Annotated in this window: 19 protein-coding genes; 9 read left to right on the forward strand and 10 right to left on the reverse strand. The window is 65.0% G+C overall.

The window, feature by feature from the left end; all coding sequences use genetic code 11:
• Window positions 1-300 precede the first annotated feature (300 nt).
• From AC5Y42_RS17235 to AC5Y42_RS17250, 4 genes are all read left to right on the forward strand, one after another.
• Complete coding sequence (locus AC5Y42_RS17235; protein WP_499899812.1) at window positions 301-603, forward strand: hypothetical protein; 303 nt, start codon at window positions 301-303, stop codon at window positions 601-603.
• 88 nt (window positions 604-691) lie between these two features.
• On the forward strand, window positions 692-1,819 hold the full coding sequence (locus tag AC5Y42_RS17240) for a hypothetical protein (protein ID WP_499899813.1): 1,128 nt from the start codon (window positions 692-694) through the stop codon (window positions 1,817-1,819).
• 2 nt (window positions 1,820-1,821) lie between these two features.
• Window positions 1,822-2,604 carry an SDR family oxidoreductase gene (locus AC5Y42_RS17245; protein ID WP_499899814.1) on the forward strand — a complete coding sequence of 261 codons (783 nt, stop codon included), beginning with the start codon at window positions 1,822-1,824 and terminating at the stop codon, window positions 2,602-2,604.
• A complete protein-coding gene (locus AC5Y42_RS17250; protein WP_499899815.1) occupies window positions 2,604-3,749 on the forward strand; it encodes a sulfotransferase family protein in 1,146 nt (381 codons plus the stop codon). The genes AC5Y42_RS17245 and AC5Y42_RS17250 overlap by 1 nt, the downstream gene beginning before the upstream one ends.
• 3 nt (window positions 3,750-3,752) lie before the next feature.
• Here the strand turns inward: AC5Y42_RS17250 and AC5Y42_RS17255 are convergent, their stop codons facing one another.
• Window positions 3,753-4,214 carry a hypothetical protein gene (locus tag AC5Y42_RS17255; RefSeq protein WP_499899816.1) on the reverse strand — a complete coding sequence of 154 codons (462 nt, stop codon included), beginning with the start codon at window positions 4,212-4,214 and terminating at the stop codon, window positions 3,753-3,755.
• Window positions 4,211-5,362 (reverse strand): 3-ketosteroid-9-alpha-monooxygenase, oxygenase component, encoded by a 1,152-nt coding sequence (locus tag AC5Y42_RS17260; protein WP_499899817.1) that lies wholly within the window; start codon window positions 5,360-5,362, stop codon window positions 4,211-4,213. Before AC5Y42_RS17260 ends, AC5Y42_RS17255 begins: the two co-directional genes overlap by 4 nt.
• A 115-nt stretch (window positions 5,363-5,477) precedes the next feature.
• Between AC5Y42_RS17260 and AC5Y42_RS17265 the strand changes: the two genes are divergently transcribed.
• Complete coding sequence (locus tag AC5Y42_RS17265) at window positions 5,478-6,002, forward strand: gamma carbonic anhydrase family protein (protein ID WP_065012951.1); 525 nt, start codon at window positions 5,478-5,480, stop codon at window positions 6,000-6,002.
• Here AC5Y42_RS17265 and AC5Y42_RS17270 read toward each other — a convergent pair.
• Genes AC5Y42_RS17270 through AC5Y42_RS17290 form a run of 5 tightly spaced genes read right to left on the reverse strand, consistent with a single transcriptional unit; the run spans window position 5,999 to window position 10,564 of the window.
• A complete protein-coding gene (locus AC5Y42_RS17270; RefSeq protein WP_499899818.1) occupies window positions 5,999-6,406 on the reverse strand; it encodes a nuclear transport factor 2 family protein in 408 nt (135 codons plus the stop codon). The genes AC5Y42_RS17265 and AC5Y42_RS17270 overlap by 4 nt on opposite strands.
• Window positions 6,403-7,332 carry a TIGR03619 family F420-dependent LLM class oxidoreductase gene (locus AC5Y42_RS17275; RefSeq protein ID WP_499899819.1) on the reverse strand — a complete coding sequence of 310 codons (930 nt, stop codon included), beginning with the start codon at window positions 7,330-7,332 and terminating at the stop codon, window positions 6,403-6,405. Before AC5Y42_RS17275 ends, AC5Y42_RS17270 begins: the two co-directional genes overlap by 4 nt.
• Complete coding sequence (locus AC5Y42_RS17280; RefSeq protein ID WP_499899820.1) at window positions 7,329-8,498, reverse strand: thiolase family protein; 1,170 nt, start codon at window positions 8,496-8,498, stop codon at window positions 7,329-7,331. Before AC5Y42_RS17280 ends, AC5Y42_RS17275 begins: the two co-directional genes overlap by 4 nt.
• Before the next feature lies 1 nt (window position 8,499).
• A complete protein-coding gene (locus tag AC5Y42_RS17285; protein ID WP_499899821.1) occupies window positions 8,500-9,561 on the reverse strand; it encodes a thiolase family protein in 1,062 nt (353 codons plus the stop codon).
• Window positions 9,562-9,571: 10 nt separating this feature from the next.
• Window positions 9,572-10,564 (reverse strand): Zn-ribbon domain-containing OB-fold protein, encoded by a 993-nt coding sequence (locus AC5Y42_RS17290; protein ID WP_499899822.1) that lies wholly within the window; start codon window positions 10,562-10,564, stop codon window positions 9,572-9,574.
• A gap of 46 nt (window positions 10,565-10,610) precedes the next feature.
• Here AC5Y42_RS17290 and AC5Y42_RS17295 point away from each other — a divergent pair, with 46 nt between their 5' ends.
• Entirely contained in the window at window positions 10,611-11,642 is a 1,032-nt protein-coding gene (locus tag AC5Y42_RS17295) for an LLM class F420-dependent oxidoreductase (RefSeq protein ID WP_499899823.1), read from the forward strand.
• Window positions 11,643-11,819: 177 nt separating this feature from the next.
• Here AC5Y42_RS17295 and AC5Y42_RS17300 read toward each other — a convergent pair whose 3' ends face one another.
• Window positions 11,820-12,542, reverse strand: a complete 723-nt coding sequence (locus AC5Y42_RS17300; protein WP_499899824.1) for an acetoacetate decarboxylase family protein — start codon at window positions 12,540-12,542, stop codon at window positions 11,820-11,822.
• Between the two features lie 16 nt (window positions 12,543-12,558).
• Between AC5Y42_RS17300 and AC5Y42_RS17305 the strand changes: the two genes are divergently transcribed.
• Entirely contained in the window at window positions 12,559-13,758 is a 1,200-nt protein-coding gene (locus AC5Y42_RS17305) for a cytochrome P450 (protein ID WP_499899825.1), read from the forward strand.
• Between the two features lie 10 nt (window positions 13,759-13,768).
• Here AC5Y42_RS17305 and AC5Y42_RS17310 read toward each other — a convergent pair whose 3' ends face one another.
• Together AC5Y42_RS17310 and AC5Y42_RS17315 are read right to left on the reverse strand one after the other, a co-directional pair.
• Window positions 13,769-15,490, reverse strand: coding sequence for a serine/threonine-protein kinase PknH/PknJ (locus AC5Y42_RS17310; protein ID WP_499899826.1), 1,722 nt, complete (start codon window positions 15,488-15,490; stop codon window positions 13,769-13,771).
• Window positions 15,491-15,722: 232 nt separating this feature from the next.
• A complete protein-coding gene (locus AC5Y42_RS17315; protein WP_499899827.1) occupies window positions 15,723-16,511 on the reverse strand; it encodes a crotonase/enoyl-CoA hydratase family protein in 789 nt (262 codons plus the stop codon).
• Between the two features lie 68 nt (window positions 16,512-16,579).
• Here AC5Y42_RS17315 and AC5Y42_RS17320 point away from each other — a divergent pair, with 68 nt between their 5' ends.
• Both AC5Y42_RS17320 and AC5Y42_RS17325 read left to right on the forward strand, forming a co-directional pair.
• Window positions 16,580-18,214, forward strand: coding sequence for an acyl-CoA synthetase (locus tag AC5Y42_RS17320; RefSeq protein WP_499899828.1), 1,635 nt, complete (start codon window positions 16,580-16,582; stop codon window positions 18,212-18,214).
• Window positions 18,215-18,232: 18 nt separating this feature from the next.
• Complete coding sequence (locus AC5Y42_RS17325) at window positions 18,233-19,783, forward strand: acetolactate synthase large subunit (RefSeq protein WP_499899829.1); 1,551 nt, start codon at window positions 18,233-18,235, stop codon at window positions 19,781-19,783.
• The last annotated feature ends 2 nt before the right edge of the window (window positions 19,784-19,785 follow it).

Below are 19,785 nucleotides of genomic sequence, written 5' to 3' on the forward strand. Positions count from 1 at the left end.
GCGCGTCGTTGCACATCGCCTGTCGCGCATAACTTTATGACGCGCATGCCAAGCCAACCGTCGGCGGCCGAGTCGTTTCACGCAGGCCGCTCAATCGAATCCATGTTTGGCCCGCGCCGCATCGGGCAATGGTGGTGGCCATGGTGCCCGCTGCGCACTCCGCGCCGAGCCCCTGCAGCCCGACCCACCCGGCGCAGGTGCATTTCCCGGCCTGCCAGGCCCAGCTGCGCTAACGCTGTCGCGAGTATTCTCGATTAGCAGACATAGAGCGACGAAATACCGCACAAAAGGACCGAGCCGATGACCGCTTCTAACCACATTCGCCGCAGACCGCACGGCCTGCTCGCCGGGGGGCTGCTCACTGCAGCCGCCGCGGCCGTGATCGCGCTGCCCTTGGCGGGCACAGCCAACGCGGAACCCGCGTGCGACCAAACCGTCGGTAACTCCATCGACTCGTACCTGCAGCGGCATCCTGACCTCCACGCGCAGCTGCAAGCCAAATCACGGGCCGAGGGCGGTAACGGCAGCGCCATCGACTACCTGAACCGGCATCCCGATGTGCGGCAGCATCTGATCGATCTGTCGCAGCAGTGCGCGCCGTAGTGAGTCGGCCTCGTCTTTGAACGCCGCGGCCGACGCCTCGGAATGTTCGCCCATTGACGAAAAATAGAACACGTTCTAGCGTCTAGGCGTGTTCTCCCAGCCGCTCATCGACGCCATCGCCGAGGCCGAGGAACTCGTAGTGGCCGCGCCGCACATCGAGACCGAAGCCGACCTGCTCGAAGGACTGCAATACCTGGCCGGCTGTATTGCCGCCTGCACACACCTGGCGTTCGACTATGAACGCGACCATCCATTCCTACTGTCTGGCACTGGTCCGTTCACCAAGATGGGCCTGGACAATCCGGACACCCTTTACTTCGGCTGCCGGGTGCATGCCAACCACGACTACCTGGTCACCGGCACCCGCGGCACCACGACGGACCTGAGCTTCCAATTGCTCGGCGGCGAATACACCGACGACAATGTGCCGGCCAGCCAGGCCGCGTTCGACGACCGTGAGCTCGAGATCGCCGACGACGGCAGTTTCGAGTGGCGGGTGCGGCCGACCGGCCCTGCACAGCTGGTGATTCGCGAGGTCTACGGCGATTGGTCGCAGCAGCGCGGCACCTTGGCGGTCACCCGCCTGGACACCGCGGGTACCGCGCCGCCACCGCTGACCCGCGCCACCATCGAAAAGCGTTACAGCACAGCAGGAAAGCAACTCGTCAACCGGGTAAAGACCTGGCTCCAGTTTCCGCAGTGGTTCTATCTGAACATCCCGGTTAACACCATGGTCTCACCGCGGCTGACGCCGGGCGGCTTGTCGACTCAGTATTCATCCGCCGGGCATTTCGACCTGCGGCCCAACCAGGCTCTGATCATCACGCTGCCGGTGACGGACGCGCCGTATCTCGGCTTCCAGCTGGGCAGCATGTGGTACATCTCGCTGGACTACATCAACCACCAAACCTCGCTGAACGCCGCGCAGGCTCAGGCAGATCCCGACGGCAAGATCCGCATCGTCGTCGCCGACCAGAACCCCGGCGTCACCAACTGGGTCGAAACACTGGGGCACCCTCGCGGATTCCTACAGTTCCGCTGGCAACGGGTCTCACGTCATCTCACCGAGGCGGACGGACCCAGCGTCGAGCTCGTGGACTTCGACGCCGTCCCGGCCGCACTGCCGCATTACGAGCACAACAAAATCACCGAGGATGGCTGGCGCGCGCGAATCGCCCAGCGCCAAAACCAAATCGCCAACAGAATGCTGGGGTAGTGATGCCAGGAATGCTCGACGGCAAGGTCGTGGTGATCAGCGGCGTGGGCCCTGCTCTCGGCACCACGCTGGCCCGGCGCTGTGCTGAAGATGGCGCCGACCTGGTGTTGGCGGCGCGCACCGTCGAACGCCTCGACGACGTCGCCAAGCAGATCACCGACACCGGCCGGCGCGCGGTGGCGGTCTCCACCGACATCACCGACGACGATCAGGTGGCTAACCTGGTCGAAGCTTCGCTGGCCGCCTACGGCAAAGTCGACGTGTTGATCAACAACGCCTTTCGGGTGCCGTCGATGAAACCGTTGGCCGGCACCACGTTTCAACATATCCGTGATGCCATCGAACTCACTGTGCTCGGCGCGTTGCGGCTCATCCAGCGATTCACGCCCGCGCTCGCCGAGTCGAACGGCTCGATCGTCAACGTCAATTCGATGGTGATTCGGCACTCGCAGGCCAAATACGGCGCTTACAAAATGGCCAAGTCCGCGTTGCTGGCGATGTCCCAGTCGCTGGCGACCGAGCTCGGTGACGACGGAATTCGGGTCAATTCAGTTGCGCCAGGCTATATCTGGGGAGACACCCTCAAGGGATACTTCACGCATCAGGCCGGTAAATACGGGACGACGGTGGATCAAATTTACGCCGCCACCGCCACGAACTCCGACTTGAAGCGGCTGCCCACCGAAGACGAGGTAGCGTCGGCGATCCTGTTTTTCGCCAGCGATCTGTCCAGTGGCATCACCGGACAGACGCTCGACGTCAACTGCGGAGAGTACAAGGCCTGATGACCGCGCGAACCGACGTCGGCACCGTCGACGACTTGCACGCCTCGGCGACGAAGTTGGTTGGGCTGGACGATTTCGGCACCGACGACGACAACTATCGGGAAGCACTGGCCGTATTGCTCGAGTCCTATCAACGGGAGGCCGACCTCACCGAACTGGGCAGCAAGATGAACCGGTTCTTTCTGCGTGGCGCGCTGGTGGCCCGCTTGCTGTCCCAAGCCGCCTGGCAGCAATACCCCGGGCACGCCGACGTCGTGATCGAGCGGCCGATCTTCGTCACCGGGCTGGTGCGCACGGGAACCACTGCGCTGCACCGCCTGCTCGGCGCCGACCCCGCGCATCAGGGCTTGCAAATGTGGTTGGCCGAATACCCGCAGCCGCGTCCGCCGCGGGAAACCTGGGACTCCAACCCCATCCACCGAGAAATCGACGCCCGGTTCACCCAGCACCACAACGAGAACCCGGACTACACGGGGCTGCACTTCATGGCCGCCGACGAGTTGGAGGAATGCTGGCAGTTGCTGCGGCAGTCATTTCATTCGGTGTCCTACGAGACGCTGGCGCACCTGCCCAGCTACGCGAAATGGCTGTCGAGCCAAGATTGGGGCCCGGCATATCGACGGCACCGCAAAAACCTTCAGCTGATCGGACTCAACGATCCCGGAAAACGCTGGGTGCTCAAGAATCCCAGCCATCTGTTCGCCTTGGACGCGCTGATGGCCACCTATCCCGACGCGCTGGTGGTGCAGACCCATCGCCCGGTCGAGACGATCATGGCGTCGATGTGCTCGCTGGCCCAGCACACCGCCGAGGGTTGGTCGAACACGTACACCGGCGCTCAGATCGGGCACGATTCGATGGATACGTGGTCACGCGGGCTGGAGCGCTTCAATGCGGCACGGGCTGAGTACGATCCGGCACAGTTCTGCGATGTGGACTACGCAGATTTCGTCGCGGACCCGGTGGGCACCGCGGAAGGCGTGTACCGGCACTTCGGCTTGACCCTGACCGATGAGGCGCGGGGCGCGATGGAACTCAGCCACGCCGAAAGCCAGACCGGCCCCCGCGCGCCCAAACATACGTATTCACTGGTCGATTACGGGCTGACCGCGGAGGCGGTCAAGGAACGCTTCGCCGGGCTGTGATCGCTAGCCGTCGCCGGGGGCCGGCGCGCTGGACTCTTCCTCCAGACAGCCTTCGGCGACTGCGTGTTTGATGCTGTCGGCCAGCTTCGGGCATGATCGGGCGCGGCTGCTGTGTCCGCCGTCGGCGCGCAGGTCGGCGAAGAATGCGCAGCGCTGCGCCGCCTCGGAATTCCACTGCACCGCAGTGTGTCCCGGTCCGAGCTTCTTGACGGCAACGGTCGCGTGGCAGAACCGGCAGTCCACCGGCACCAGGCCCGACGAGAGATAGCGCTCGCGGTCGGCGCGAGTGGATTCGGCGATAGCGGCGGCCCGTTGGGGGTCGTTGGCGAAATCGGGTGCCTTGGCCCACTGCCCGCCCGCGGGACCGCCCGGCGGAGCATGGTCGTGGTCGTCGTGCGGGCCGTGCAGGGCCAACATCGACCGGGCAAGTTGGTCGACGTCGGGCGGCTGCTCGCTGCCGGTCATGACGACGCCTGGTCGGCCTTTTCTTCCTCGGCCTGCCGTTTGAGGTTCTCTTCCACTTCGACGTGCCACTTCTCGTTGGCCACAGTGGTGTCCACCTCGATCTCGAAGCGATCGGTCATCTCCGCGGTCACCTCCGCGGCATCGACGTAGAACTGTTGGTACCAGCGTCGCATCTGGTAGACCGCGCCGTCCTCCTCGACCAGCAGCGGATTGTCGATGCGGGTCTTGTGTTTCCAGATCTCGACATCCTGCAAAAAGCCCTTGCTGACCCCGTCGGTCATCGCATCGGCGAGCTTCTCGGTCATCGATTCGTCCATGCCCTTGGGCTTTTCGACGATCACACCCCACTGCAGGACAAACTTCTCCTGCGTCACCGGGTAGTGGCAGTTGATCAGGATGGATTCGGCCTTGTAGCCGCCATAACTGTTGTGCAGCCAGTTGATCATGAACGACGGTCCGAAGTAACTGGCCTCCGAATCCAGGTGCGCCTCCCCGTAGGTGGTGCCCATGTCGTTCACGTCGGGTCGGCCGACGTTGTGGAGGTACTGCGAGGCGATGTGGCCCTCGAACACGTTCTTGAAATACGTGGGCAGCCCGTAGTGGATGTAAAAAAAGTGCGCCATATCGGTGACGTTGTCGATGATGTCGCGGCAGTTGGAGTTGATCTCCATGCTGTTCCACCGCCAGTCGGTCCACTCGCCGCCGGACCACTCCGGGATCTCCGGGATCCGTACCTCGTCCGGCGGCGGGTTGCCCTCAGGGTCGTGCCAGACAAACAGCAGTCCGCCGCGCACATCGGTGGTCCAGGCACGGGTGCGGGCCAGCCGCGGCGTGCGCTTGGCGTAGGGCACCAGCTTGCACTTGCCGTCGCCGCCCCAGCGCCAGTCGTGGAACGGGCAGGCGAGTTCATCACCTTTGATGGTGCCCTGCGCCAGGTTGCCACCCATATGCCGGCAATAGCCGTCGAGGACATTCAGACCGCCCTGCGAGTCGGCGAACACGACGAGGTGGGTGCCGAAGATTTCGATGCCGTGGGGCTGCCCGTCCAGGAAATCCTTGACCGGGCCCAAGCAGTGCCAACCCCGGGCGTACCTGTCGGGCAGGGTGCCTGTGTCGATCTCGCGAATGCCGGCCGTCTCGGTAGCCATGCCACGCCTCCAACTTTGTCAGCTTCTAACTAGAACACGTTACAGTTTTTCTATCGGATCGCGCAATCATGGCCGCTGTCACTAGGGCCTACCCGCTCTGAGGTATATCTGAACGATGCCGTTGTTTTCCTTCGAAGGCCGCGCGCCGAAGGTCGATCCCACCGCCTTCGTTGCGCCCACCGCGACCTTGATCGGTGACGTGACGATCGAAGCCGGCGCGTCAGTGTGGTTCAACGCCGTACTGCGCGCCGACTACGGGCCGGTCGTCGTGCGCGAGGGCGCCAATGTTCAGGACGGATCGGTGCTGCATTCACCGCCAGGCATCCCGGTCGACATCGGCCCGGGGGCCACGGTGGCGCATATGTGCACCATCCACGGCGTGCACGTCGGGGCTGAGGCGCTGATCGCCAACCACGCCACCGTCCTGGACGGGGCGGTGATCGGCGCACGCAGCATGGTCGCAGCCGGTGCGCTGGTGCTCGGTGGCACGAAGATCCCCGACGAGGTGCTGGTGGTGGGCGCACCGGCCACGGTGAAGGGACCGATCGCGGGCACCGGGGCCGAGATGTGGGTGAAGGCCAACCCGCAGGCCTATCAGGACCTGGGCCGCCGTTACCTCACCGGCCTGGAACCGCTCTAGATTTTGCGCGCTGACGCCGTCGCGCGGTCGACCTCCCAGTACGCGCGCAGTGCCACCAGCTTGCCGTCGTCGTCGGCCTTGTAGGTGAAGACGCCATCGGTGGTGATCCGGTACCCGCCCATGGTGATCACGATGTTGCCGACGTTGGCTTCCTCGTTGCCGCACTGGAAGGTGTCGACGAAGTTGAACTCGATCTTGTCGGTCGGGGCGATCGCCTGGTCCCAGAACGCCGAGATGGCGTCGCGGCCGCGATGGCCCTTACCCTCCGGGTCGAAGTGCGACGGACCGATGGGGTCTTCGACGATCGCGTCGTCAGCGAAAACCTCCAACCAGGCCGCCTTGTCGCGGGCGATCACCGCGTCGCGGGAACGCTTACCGGCCAGGTGCGCGGGCGAGTCTGTCATTTGGCGCCGCTCCTCCTCATCGCTTCGCTCTGCATCGTCGCCGGCGCGCACTGTTGCCATCCCGAGTGGATATAGGTGTCGGCGAAACGCTTCAGCGAATCCTTCTTCTTGTCGAGCGGCGCGTCGAATCCCAGTCCGTCGAACACCCAAGGAATCACGATGTTGTCGGTGACGCCGATCTCGGCAAGCTCGCGGTGGCCATCGACCCCGAACTTGTCGATGCATACCGCCTGGAACTCGAAAGGCTGCTCGGCACGGCCGTATTCGGTGCGCAAAGCATTGAGCTTGCCGATGGTTTCGGCGAGTTGGTCAGCGGTCATCATGGCGCTGGTCCAGCCGTCGCTGACGCGCGCCGCGCGCTTGAGTGCGACGTCGGTGTGGCCACCGACGTAGAACGGCACCGGCTGGCTGGGGGCCGGGCTCATCTGCAGTCGGTCGAAGTCGTAGAACTCGCCGTGGAATTCGACCATCCCACCGCCCAGTACCAGTTTGATGACTTCGATCATTTCATCGACGCGTGCGCCGCGGCGCTTGTAGGGCACCCCGCACCACTCGAATTCCTCCGGCGCCCAGCCGATCCCGACACCGAAGCCGAACCGGTTGCCGGTCAGGTTGGCCACCGAGCCGACCTGGCGAGCCAGCAGCAGCGGATTGCGGGAGCCGAGTTTCATCACGTTGGTGTAGAACCGCAGTGTCGAGGTCACTGCGCCCATCGCACCGGCGGCGATCAGCGGGTCCACCCACGGCGTGTTCTCGTCCCACATCCGCGAGCCGTCCGGGGTGTAGGGATAGTCGGCCGCGGCTTTTTCCATGTAGAACAGCGAGTCTGGCAGCGCGATCGCGTCGAACCCCACCTCCTCGGCGGTTCTGGCCAGCTCGGTCAGCTGGTCGATTGGGCCCATCGCGACGCTGCAGGTGTATTTCATGGCTTGTCTGCCCCCACCACCCACATCGAGTAATACTGCGAGCCGCCGCCGTAGGCGTGTCCGAGTGCCTTCCGGGCGTTGGGTACTTGGTGATCGCCCGCTTTGCCCATCACCTGGATAGCCGCCTCGGCGAAGCGGATCAAACCCGAGGCGCCGATCGGGTTAGACGACAGCACACCGCCGGAGGCGTTGAGCGGGATCCGCCCGCCGATCGCGGTTTCGCCGGCCTCGGTGAGCTTCCAGCCCTCGCCTTCGGGGGCAAACCCGAGGTTCTCCAGCCACATCGGCTCGAACCACGAGAACGGCACGTAGATCTCGGCGGCATCGATTTCGTCGATCGGGCTGGTGATGCCGGCCGCCTTCCACAGCGCCTTGGCGGCGTCGCGCCCGGCCTGCGGGTTGACCTGGTCGCGCCCGGAGTACGCCAGCGGTTCGGTGCGCAACGCGGTGGCGTGGATCCATGCCACCGGATGGCCGTCGGCGACCCGCTTGTCAGCGGCGTCCTCGTTGCCGATCACCACCGCACAGGCGCCGTCGGACGACGGGCAGGTTTCGTCGAAGCGGATGGGATCCCACAGCATCTGCGACGACATCACCTTGTCCAGCGTGATGTCCGGTTGGTGTAGATGCGCCAGCGGGTTCTTGGCGCCGTTCAGCCGGTCCTTGACCGCCACCAGGGCACCGATGTGCGTCGGCGCGCCGGATCGGCGGATGTAGGAGCGCACGTGCGGAGCGAAGTAGCCGCCCGCGCCGGCGCCGACAGGCTTGGTGAAGGGCACCGGAATGCTCAACGCCCACATAGCGTTTGACTCGGACTGCTTTTCCCAGGCCATCGCCAGCACCCGCCGGTACTTGCCCGACTGCACCAGGCTGGCTGCCACCACACCGGTTGACCCGCCGACCGAACCCGCGGTGTGCACCCGGATCAGCGGCTTGCCCGTCGCGCCGACGGCGTCGGCCATGAACAGCTCGGGCATCATCACGCCCTCAAAGAAGTCGGGCGCCTTGCCGACCACTACGGCGTCGATGTCTTCCATGGTCGACCCGGAGTCGGACAATGCCTTGTCGATGGCCTCGCGAACCAGCCCGTTCATCGAGACGTCCTGGCGCTTGGCGACGTACTTCGTCTGGCCGGTGCCGAGCACCGCCGCAAGCTGGCCTGCCATCCTATTTCCCTTCCAGCACGGCGACGAGGTTCTGTTGCAACACCGGGCCGCTGGTCGCGTGCGCCAGCACCCGGCCTGCCGAGCGATCGAAAATGTGTTGTGCCGCAAAGCCGATGCGCTCCAGCCCCGCGGAGAACATCGGATTGGCGGCCAGTGCGCCGCCCGACGGGTTGACCTTCGTCGACGACGGCAGGCCGATCGCTTCGGTCAGGAGCAATTGCTGATGGGTGAACGGCGCGTAGATCTCGGCCACCTCGATCGAGCTGGTATCTCCGCCCGTCGCGGCCTTGGCTGACGCCTGCGTTGACGGCGAGGTGGTCAGGTCCCGGGCGCCGATGACCGGAGTCTCGATACGGTGCTCGAACCCGGTGATCCAGGCGGGGTTCTCCCGCAGCTCACGGGCTTTGTCGCCGGCAGCCAGCACGATCGCCGACGCGCCGTCGGTGATCGGCGCAATGTCGTGGCGCCGAAGAGGATCGGCGAAGAACGGCCGGGCCAGCAGCTCGTCGATGCTCTTGGCAGGCTTCTCCGAATCGGTGCGCTCCGCAACCGCCAAGGAGTCCAGCGCCACCTGCGCCATCTGCTCGGCCGTCCACTTGCCGGCGTCCAAGCCGAAACGGGCCTGCAGCCCGGCCATCGACACTGCGTCCGGCCACAGCGGCGCGACGGTGTACGGATCGGTCTGCATCGCAAGCACCCGGCGCAGCGTGCCGGCGGAAGACTTGCCGAAGCCGTAGACCAGCGCGGTGTCGACTTCACCGGTCAGCAGCTTGATATAGGCCTCGTAAAGCGCCCACGCGGCGTCCATTTCCACGTGCGACTCGTTGATCGGGGGCACCGCCCCGATCGAGTCGATCGCGGAGATAAACGAAAACGCCCGTCCGGCAAGGTAATCCGACGACCCAGAGCACCAGAAGCCGATGTCGGTCTGCTCAAGACCGAGTTCGTCATAAAGTGCATGGAAGCACGGCATCAACATTTCGACGCCGTTGGTGGTGCCGTCGGTGCGGCGCACATGCGGCGCATGGGCGAATCCGACGACAGCTACATCGCGATCGGTCACGTTATCCCTCTTACAGGTGGTGTTTGTAGGTGTCGTAGTCGGCGTCGGGTTCGCCGGTCGGCTTGAAGTATTCGATGTTGTCGATGCCGAGGCCCCATTCCTCCTGGGGCTTCCACACCGCCTGCACCCGCATACCCATCCGCACCTCGGCGGCGTCGATCTCCTGGATCAGGTGCAGGAAGGCGATGTCGGCGCCGTCGAGAAGGACGTAGGCGGCGACGTACGGCGGTTTGATGCGCTGGCCGGCGAACGGGATGTTGATGATCGCGAACGTCGTCACTGTGCCCTTGTCGGGCAGCTCGACGAAGTTGTCGAGTTCGCGGCCGGTCGCTGGATCTGCTTCCTTCGGCGGGAAATACACCTTCCCGTCCTTGCCGGTGCGGGCGCCGAGCAGCTTGCCCTCTTCGAGGGCGCGCAGGAACGCGGTCTCGGGAAGTGAAGCGGTGTGCTGGATTTCGATGCTGCTGGGCGTCTCCTGGACCGTCACCGGGTCACGGTCGTCGGTCGTTTCGGCAACGGGCTCGGTCTGTTCGCCGAGCGCGAAGTACGCGATATCGGTGATCGCGCCCACCGGCTCGTCGACCCAGTGCGCGTGCACGCGCGCCCCGGTAATGCTCGCGTCGGACGATCCAACATCAACGGCGTGTAGTAGGCCGACGTCGGCACCGTCGAGTTTGATCAGCGCCCAGGCGAACGGCCGGTCCAGCGGCTGCCCCGGCAGAGGTTCGGGCTGCCAGGTCCACGACAGCACGGTCCCGACACTGGCCACCGGTACGATCTCGGTCAATCGTTCGTAAGTCACGGGGTCGAACTCGGCGGGCGGGACGTAAACCCGGCCGTCCGAGCCCCGGACACCGACGATGCGTCGCTCACGCAGGGCGGTGAAGAACTGGCTGAGGGTAGGTCCGACTGAACGGGTGTAGTCGAAGGACAGCTTCAGAGGTGCCGCGAGAGGCCGCTGATCGGTGTCGATCTGCACCGGGCTGCTTTGGCTGGTGGTCACAGCAACGAGTAGAACAGGTTCTAAGAATCTGAGCAAGGAGCCGGAGATGAAGCTGGGACTGCAATTGGGTTACTGGGGCGCACAGCCGCCGGAGAACGCGGGTGAGCTGGTCGCGGCGGCCGAAGACGCCGGATTCGACGCGGTGTTCACCGCGGAGGCCTGGGGCTCGGATGCCTACACGCCACTGGCCTGGTGGGGAGCGTCGACGAGCCGGCTGCGGCTGGGCACCTCGGTGGTGCAACTGTCTGCGCGCACCCCGACCGCGTGCGCGATGGCGGCGCTGACCCTGGACCATCTTTCCGGCGGGCGCCACCTGCTGGGGTTGGGCGTGTCTGGTCCGCAGGTGGTCGAAGGCTGGTACGGGCAGAAATTCCCCAAGCCGCTGGCCCGCACCCGGGAATACATCGACATCATCCGGCAGGTATGGGCCCGGGAGAAACCGGTCGCCAGCGACGGCCCGCACTATCCGTTGCCGTTAACGGGTGATGGCACAACGGGTCTGGGCAAAGCGCTCAAACCCATCACCCATCCGCTGCGGTCCGACATCCCGATCATGTTGGGCGCGGAAGGACCGAAGAACGTGGCGCTGGCCGCTGAGATATGCGACGGCTGGCTGCCGATCTTCTACACGCCGCGACTGGCCGACATGTACAACGAATGGCTCGACGAAGGTTTCGCCCGCCCGGGGGCCCGTCGCAGTCGCGAGGATTTCGAGGTCTGCGCGACGGCCCAGGTGGTCATCACCGATGATCGCCCCGCGGCGTTCGCCGGCATCAAGCCGTTCCTGGCGCTCTACATGGGCGGCATGGGTGCCGAGGACACCAACTTCCACGCTGACGTCTACCGCCGGATGGGCTACGCCGAGGTCGTCGACGAGGTCACCGCACTGTTTCGCGGTAACCGCAAGGACGAGGCCGCCAAAGTCATTCCCGATGAACTCGTGGACGACGCGGTGATCGTTGGCGACATCGACTACGTGCGTAAGCAGATCACGGTCTGGGAGGCCGCCGGCGTGACGATGATGGTGGTCTCGGCGCGCAGCGTCGAGCAGGTCCGCGAACTGGCCGCATTGGTGTAGTTCCCCCGCGAGCAGACGCAAACTCGCACGTTCGAGCAGCGAATCGTGCGATTCTGCGTCTGCTCGCCAGAGTCCTTGCGGCTGGGTTAGAACACGTTCTAGATTGGCCGGATGACCAGCCCGGTGACGATGCAGAGCGCGGAGCGCGATGAGGAGGAGCCGGGCAATCGAACCCGGTCAGGCCAGCACGTGGGCGTCGCCGAACGACATTTCCACATTGGCGACCGATCCCGACACCATCGCTCGCTTCGGCAGGCCCAGCGACGCCAATTCCGCGGCGTACGGGTGATCGCCCAACCGCAGGGCCGCCCCGCCGATCCCGCCGCGCAACCCGCTGACCTTCATCTCCCACGGCACCTCGCGGGTAGTGCCCTCGGCGTAGGTGTAGGTCTTGAGCACCTGCGGTTTCGACGTGAACAGCGACGGAACGGGCAGACCGCGGCCGAAATCGATGCCCGCGATGTGCGAGCCTTCGGCGCTGACGTCGAACCCGAAGTTGCCGTCTTCACGAATGGTGAAGTCCGCCATGATCTTCGGAAATCCCCAGATGGTGCGCCCAGCCTCCAGCGTGAAGCCTTGGTCGACCGGCAGGTGGTGGATGAACGCCGCCGCAGCGCCGAGGGCGCGCAGTCCACGTGCCTGCGAGCCGGGCGGATTGACCATCACGCAGGTGCCGAATTCGTGGTACTGCCCGAGGTCGCCGTCGATATAGCGAGCCAGCATCAGGTTGACCACGGCGCGGCCCGGGCGGTGTTGGCAGACCTGCAGGCCGCTGTAGTCGATGAGCCGCTGGGCCGCCTCCGCGTCCACCGAGAACATCGCCGTGTGCACGTCTGCCTTTCGGACCCGCACCGGCATAGTCAGCACCGTTCCGGCGATGGTGTGTTGTGATTCAGGCATATCTGGAGGTTAGTCCATGACAGTCACGATTCCCGATGTCGATTTGACAGACGGCACCTTCTACGCCGATGGCCGGCAAGCCCGGGAGGCGTATCGCTGGATGCGCGCCAACCAGCCGGTGTTTCGGGATCGCAACGGGCTGGCCGCGGCCACGACCTATCAGGCCATCATCGACGCCGAGCGCAACCCGGAACTGTTCTCCAACGCGGGCGGGATCCGGCCCGGGGTGGACGCGCTTCCGCACATGATCGATATGGACGATCCCGAGCATCTGCTGCGCCGCAAACTGGTCAACGCCGGGTTCACCCGTAAGCGGGTGCGCGACAAGGAAGAATCGATCGCCAGGCTGGTCGACACGCTGATCGACGGGGTGTGCGAACGCGGCGAGTGTGACTTCGTCCGGGACCTGGCCGCGCCGCTGCCGATGGCGGTCATCGGAGACATGCTCGGCGTGCTACCCGAACTGCGGGCCACCTTGCTCAAATGGTCTGACGATTTGGTGTGCGCGCTCAGCTCGACCGTCGAAGAGGTCGACTACCAGGCGGCACTCGACGCCAACATCGCCTACACCGAGCTCACTCTCAAGACGATCGCCGCGCGGCGACAGCAGCCGACCGACGACTTGACCAGCGTGCTGGTGCACGCCGAGGTCGACGGTGAGCGGTTGACCGATGAACAGATCGTCTCGGAGACGCTGCTGATCCTCATCGGCGGCGACGAGACGACCCGGCACACGTTGTCCGGCGGCACCGAACAATTGCTGCGCCACCGCGACCAGTGGGAGCAACTGGCGGCTGACCCGTCGCTGCTGCCCGGAGCGATCGAGGAGATGCTGCGCTGGACGTCGCCGGTGAAGAACATGTGCCGGAAGTTGACCGCCGACACCGAGTTCCACGGAACTTCGCTTCGCGACGGCGAGAAGATCATGCTGCTGTTCGAGTCGGCGAACTTCGACGAGTCGGTGTTCGACAACCCCGGGCAGTTTGACATCCGGCGAGACCCCAACAGCCATTTGGCCTTTGGCTTCGGAACCCATTTCTGTCTGGGCAATCAGCTGGCCCGCCTGGAGCTTTCGTTGATGACACGTCGAGTATTGGAGCGGTTGCCGGATCTGCGGCTGGCATCCGATGACCCGTTGCCACTGCGCCGCGCCAACTTCGTGGTCGGCCCGGAAGCCATGCCGGTGGTCTTTACGCCCAGCGCACCGGTGGGCTGATACGACCTTCTCAGCTGGGCACATTAGCGGCGATCTGGTGGGCAATCGTGATTGCTGAGGTTTCTACAACGGGGTTGGCAACCCCAGGCGGCTCATTAACCCCCATGGCGAGCAGGTCGACCACAATGTTGTTAGAGACCGTGAGGACGCGTGCCCACGTGCCCTCTTGGGAAGAGAAGCGGATGCTCAGCGTCCGATCGCTATCGGAGAGCGGTCCCAACGTCAGGGGCCCATGCTGGTTGGCGAATTCTCGATGGCACGCCGCCCACTGACGGGTCGAGACCGCGTAGAACGCAGCGGCTTGTGCGGCGGTGGGATATGACACCACTGCTTGCCACAGGGCATGGGAGTAGTTGCCGTTGTTATCGCGTTCAGTCACAAGCTGTACGCGCGCGGCGGTGTAGCCGCTGCCGGCATAGAGGGTGTCTTGAGCTACTGCGTCGATCACCAAACATTCCGGCGGCTGCACGCGGTCCTGGGTATGCGCCAGCGCGGACCGGACTTCGCCTTCGGTCATCCCGGACGTAGCCATCGCGCGGTTCACCTGATCCGCATTGAGCAGCAGCCCGTCCAACGCATCCTCGTGGACCGGGGGCGCGGCGCTCGACGCGGTCGCAGGTTCGGAAAGCGAAGGCATCGAGGCGGACCGTGGCGCGTTGCTCCCGGCCGGCGATAGCTGATTTTTGACGACAATCCCTGCGACGACGGCCACCACAACCGCCAACGCGACTCCTGCTACCCAGAGCCAAGGTCTGGGGTTTCGCCGATCGACCAGCGGTCGCTGGCCGTGGATCGACCCGAACTGCGCTCCGGGGAATTGCCCTGGCGGGACAGGCGCCAGGTGTGTGGGCGCGGCGACGGCGCTGACGGTGGGTGCCGCCAGAGTCAGCATGTCGGACCCACTGGGCTGCCGGTCGGCGGGAGCGGTGAGGGCCGCCCGAGCGGCCCGCCCCAGGTGTTTGGTGGTCGGATACCGGTGGTCGGGAATTTTCGCCATGCCTGTGGCGATGACCTGGTCCATTGCCGGGGGGATATACTTTCTCAGCTCTGAAGGTCGTGGCGGTGGCGTGAAGAGGTGGGCAGCGGCGACCTGCTCGAGGCTGTTGGCCGGGAAGGGCAATTCACCAGTGAGCGCCTGATACAGCACGCAGGTCAGCGCGTAGATATCGGCGCGAGTATCCGCTGTGCCGTGCTGGAGTCGTTCAGGCGCCATGTATTCCCAGGTGCCTATCGTCGATCCGGTGGTCGTCAACCCTGCTTCCCCGGACGCTCTGGCGATGCCAAAGTCGATGAGATAGGCGAAATCGTCTTCGGCGATCAAAATGTTTGACGGCTTCACATCGCGATGCACCAAACCGACGCGGTGTGCGGCATCCAAGGCAGCGGCGATCTGTTCGACGATTCCCACCGCTCGGTGGGGCTCTAATGGTCCGCTGGCAAGCACCGTTTTAAGGTCGTGACCGTCGATCAGACGCATGCTCACATACGCGCGTCCCGCTATCTCGCCGAAATCGTGGATCGGTACCACATGGGGGTTGCTAAGGCTTGCCGCCGACCGTGCCTCGCGCTGGAACCTCTCCCCGAACATCTTGTCGTCAAGTAACTGGGTCGGCAGGACTTTGATCGCCACAATGCGATCGGTGAGCGTGTCGAACGCTCGCCAGACCTCCCCCATTCCACCTCGGCCGACCACGTCGATCAATCGGTAGCGGCCGAAGGGCGTCCCCTCCACGTCACCCTCCTCGGCGAAAAGCGGTTCGGGACCACTCTAGGGGGCGCTGTTGTGCCCGGAGACCAATCGGATCTTGTGGGCGGCCGGGACAAGCCGGACTGACGCAATGTCCCAATTGACGAGCGAGATCGAGGCTTTCACATCTGCTCGCGGTGTACGTGGGTTGGTCAGGTGCGCAACGATTCAGCGATCGCATCGGCCGGCGAGCGCCACCGCACCCGGGCAAAAGCCATCAGCGGTTCTCGAACTGCGGCGTGCGCTTCTCTTTGAAGGCCAGCGGCCCTTCTTTGGCATCGTCGGACATGAACACCCGGATACCGATCTGGGTGTCGATCTTGAATGCGTCGTTTTCGGCCAGGCCCTCGGTTTCCCGGATGGACCGCAGGATCGCCTGCACAGCCAGCGGCCCGTTGGCCGAAATGACCTCAGCAATCTCCAACGCTTTGGTCAGCGCCTGCCCGTCCGGAACGACGTGCCCGATCAGTCCCATCTCCTTGGCCTCGGCGGCAGTGATGTGCCGCCCGGTCAGCAGCAGGTCACAGGCCACCGTGTAGGGGATCTGCCGGACCAGTCGCACCGCTGAGCCGCCCATCGGGTACAGGCTCCAGCGGGCCTCGGAGATCCCGAATTTGGCGCTTTCGCCGGCGACCCGGATGTCGGTGCCCTGCAGGATCTCGGTGCCCCCGGCGATGGCCGGGCCTTCGACCGCGGCGATCAGTGGTTTGGTGAGCCGGCGGCCCTTGAGCAGCGCGTCGATGCGCGACGGGTCGTAGCTGCCGTCTTTGAACGATTCACCGGGCGGTTTGGCGGTGGCGGCCTTGAGGTCCATGCCGGCGCAGAAGTAGCCGCCTGCTCCGGTCAGGATGCAGCAGCGGATGTCGGGATCGTTGTCGACGCGGTCCCAGGCCTCGACCATGATCTGCATCATTTCGCCGCTGAGCGCATTGCGGGCGTCGGGGCGATTCAGCGTCACGATCAGGGTGTGTCCGCGCTGTTCAATCAGCGCATGAGCCTCGCTCACCGGTGTCTGCCTCTCTGCGCAGCTGTCACAAACTTGTCAAGAAATGTAACACGTTCTAGTTTGGGTCCGTGGCTCTGAATATTGCCGACCTTGCCGAGCACGCCATCGACGCTGTGCCTGACCGCGTCGCCTTGATCTGCGGCGACGACCAGCTGACGTACGCGCAACTGGAGGACAAGGCCAACCGGTTGGCGCACTACCTGATCGACCAGGGCGTCAAAAAGGACGACAAGGTCGGGCTGTACTGCCGCAACCGCAATGAGATCGTGATCGCGATGCTGGGCATCGTGAAGGCCGGCGCCATCCTGGTCAACGTCAACTTCCGCTATGTCGAGGGTGAGCTGCGGTACCTGTTCGAAAACTCCGACATGGTCGCGGTGGTCCATGAGCGCCAGTACGCCGACCGGGTCGCCAACGTGTTGCCGGAGACCCCGAACGTCAAGACGGTGCTCGTCGTCGAGGACGGCTCAGACGCCGACTATCAGCGCTTTGGCGGGGTCGAGTTTTATTCCGCGCTCGAAGAAGGCTCGCCGGAGCGTGACTTCGGTGAGCGCAGCGCCGACGACATCTACCTGCTCTACACCGGCGGCACCACCGGGTTCCCCAAGGGCGTGATGTGGCGCCACGAGGACATCTACCGCGTGCTGTTCGGCGGGACCGACTTTGCGACAGGCGAATTCGTCACGGACGAGTACGACCTGGCCAAGCAGGCCGCGGCGAATCCGCCGATGATTCGCTATCCGATCCCGCCGATGATCCACGGCGCCACTCAGTCGGCCACGTGGATGTCGCTGTTCTCAGGTCAAACCACCGTTCTGGCACCGGAATTCGATGCCGACGAAGTGTGGCGGACAATCCACGACCACAAGGTCAATCTGCTGTTCTTCACCGGTGATGCGATGGCCCGCCCACTACTGGACGCGCTCATGAAGGACAACGATTACGACCTGTCATCGCTGTTCTTGTTGGCCAGCACCGCGGCGCTGTTCTCACCGAGCATCAAGGAGAAGCTTCTCGAACTGCTGCCCAACCGGGTCATCACCGACTCGATTGGCTCGTCGGAGACCGGTTTCGGCGGCACCAGCATTGTCGCCGCAGGCCAAGCGCACACCGGCGGCCCACGGGTCGCGATCGACCATCGCACTGTCGTGCTCGACGACGACGGCAACGAAGTGAAGCCCGGCTCGGGTGTGCGCGGCATCATCGCAAAGAAGGGCAATATCCCGGTCGGCTACTACAAGGACGAGAAGAAGACCGCCGAGACGTTCAAAACCATCAACGGTGTGCGTTACGCGATCCCCGGGGACTATGCACAGGTGGAGGCCGATGGAACGGTCACCATGCTGGGCCGCGGTTCGGTGTCGATCAACAGCGGTGGGGAAAAGATCTACCCCGAGGAAGTCGAGGCCGCGCTCAAGGGCCATGCTGACGTGTTCGACGCGCTGGTGGTCGGAGTGCCCGACGAGCGCTACGGCCAGTGCGTGGCCGCCGTCGTACAGCCACGCCCCGGAACACGCCCGGCGCTGACTGAACTCGACCGGTTCGTGCGCAGTGAGATCGCGGGATACAAAGTCCCCCGGGCACTTTGGTTTGTCGACGAGGTCAAGCGCTCGCCCGCGGGCAAGCCCGACTACCGCTGGGCCAAAGAGCAGACCGAGGAGCGCCCCGCCGACGACAGGCACGCCAACCACGTAAAGGCTTGATGCGTTTACAGTAAGTCTGTGAACGGTGCCCATGCGCTGATCAACACTCTGGTCGACGGCGGGGTCGACGTGTGCTTCGCCAACCCCGGTACCTCCGAGATGCATTTCGTGGCCGCACTGGACGCGGTGCCGCGGATGCGTGGGGTGTTGGCCTTGTTCGAAGGCGTGGCCACCGGGGCGGCCGACGGCTATGCGCGCATCGCCGGCCGACCCGCGGCGGTGCTGCTGCACCTCGGGCCGGGGCTGGGCAACGGGCTGGCCAACCTGCACAACGCGCGCCGGGCGAGGGTGCCAATGGTCGTCGTTGTCGGCGACCACGCCACCTATCACAAAAAGTACGACGCGCCACTGGAATCCGACATCGACGCGGTGGCCGGTAGCGTATCCGGGTGGCTGCGCCGAACCGATGGCGATGTCGCGGCCGATGCCGCCGAGGCTATCGCCGCTAGCCAAAGCGGGGGACAGGTCGCCACACTGATTCTGCCGGCGGACCTTTCGTGGAACGACGTCGCGCAAACCGGCCATCCGGTGCCTGCCCGGCCCACGACGTCAACCGTCGACGTCGACGCGGTGGAGCTGGTAGCCAAGGTGCTGCGTTCCGGCGAGCCCTCGGTGATATTGGTCGGTGGCGACGCCACCCGAGCTCCCGGCCTAGAGGCGGCGGCCCGGGCTGCCTCGTCCACCGGCGCCCGCTGGTATTGCGAGAACTTCCCGACCCGACTGGAGCGCGGTGCGGGCATTCCGGCGGTCGAGCGCATCGCCTACTTCGCCGAAGCCGTTGCCGCCCAACTCGACGGCGCCAAGCATTTGATTCTGGCCGGGGCGGCCTCACCGGTGTCGTTTTTCGCCTATCCAGGCAAGCCCAGCGACCTGGTACCGGACGGCTGCGAAGTCCACGTGCTCGCGCGCCACACCGGAGCTGCCGACGCGCTGGCCGCGTTGGCAGACGAGGTGGCGCCGGGCACCGTCGCTGAGGCTGCCGCGCCAGCGCGCCCGCAACTGCCCACGGGCGGGTTGACCGCCGTTTCGGTCGCCGACGTAATTGGTGCACTGATGCCTGAGCGCGCAATCGTGGTCGACGAGTCCAACACCTCCGGGCTGCCACTGGCTGCTGCGACGGCCGGGGCGCCGGCACACGATTGGCTCACCCTAACCGGGGGAGCGATCGGCTACGGCATCCCCGCCGCGGTGGGCGCTGCGGTCGCTGCACCGGACCGGCCGGTGCTGTGCCTGGAATCCGACGGCTCGGCGATGTACACCATTTCGGGCCTGTGGACTCAGGCGCGGGAGAACCTCGACGTCACCACCGTCATCTACAGCAACGGCGCCTACGACATTCTGCGGCTCGAACTGCAACGCGTCGGCGCCGAGGGTGCGCCCGGCCCCAAAGCGCGCGAATTGCTCGACTTGGCCAGCCCAAGAATGGATTTCGTCAAGATCGCCGAGGGAATGGGGGTGCCGGCGCGGCGGGTCGGCACCGCCGAGGAGTTCGCCGACGCGCTGCGCGCGGCGTTTAACGAACCAGGGCCGCACCTCGTCGAGGCGATGGTGCCCTCAATGCTGGGATGACG

This window comes from Mycobacterium sp. NGS48, from assembly GCF_059812585.1.

Excerpts from the sequence above, each read along its gene's own strand:
- AC5Y42_RS17235 (WP_499899812.1), top strand. The coding sequence starts at position 301 with ATGACCGCTTCTAACCACATTCGCCGCAGACCGCACGGCCTGCTCGCC.
- AC5Y42_RS17245 (WP_499899814.1), top strand. The coding sequence starts at position 1,822 with ATGCCAGGAATGCTCGACGGCAAGGTCGTGGTGATCAGCGGCGTGGGC.
- AC5Y42_RS17250 (WP_499899815.1), top strand. The coding sequence starts at position 2,604 with ATGACCGCGCGAACCGACGTCGGCACCGTCGACGACTTGCACGCCTCG.
- AC5Y42_RS17255 (WP_499899816.1), bottom strand. The coding sequence starts at position 4,214 with ATGACCGGCAGCGAGCAGCCGCCCGACGTCGACCAACTTGCCCGGTCG.
- AC5Y42_RS17260 (WP_499899817.1), bottom strand. The coding sequence starts at position 5,362 with ATGGCTACCGAGACGGCCGGCATTCGCGAGATCGACACAGGCACCCTG.
- AC5Y42_RS17265 (WP_065012951.1), top strand. The coding sequence starts at position 5,478 with ATGCCGTTGTTTTCCTTCGAAGGCCGCGCGCCGAAGGTCGATCCCACC.
- AC5Y42_RS17270 (WP_499899818.1), bottom strand. The coding sequence starts at position 6,406 with ATGACAGACTCGCCCGCGCACCTGGCCGGTAAGCGTTCCCGCGACGCG.
- AC5Y42_RS17275 (WP_499899819.1), bottom strand. The coding sequence starts at position 7,332 with ATGAAATACACCTGCAGCGTCGCGATGGGCCCAATCGACCAGCTGACC.
- AC5Y42_RS17280 (WP_499899820.1), bottom strand. The coding sequence starts at position 8,498 with ATGGCAGGCCAGCTTGCGGCGGTGCTCGGCACCGGCCAGACGAAGTAC.
- AC5Y42_RS17295 (WP_499899823.1), top strand. The coding sequence starts at position 10,611 with ATGAAGCTGGGACTGCAATTGGGTTACTGGGGCGCACAGCCGCCGGAG.
- AC5Y42_RS17300 (WP_499899824.1), bottom strand. The coding sequence starts at position 12,542 with ATGCCTGAATCACAACACACCATCGCCGGAACGGTGCTGACTATGCCG.
- AC5Y42_RS17305 (WP_499899825.1), top strand. The coding sequence starts at position 12,559 with ATGACAGTCACGATTCCCGATGTCGATTTGACAGACGGCACCTTCTAC.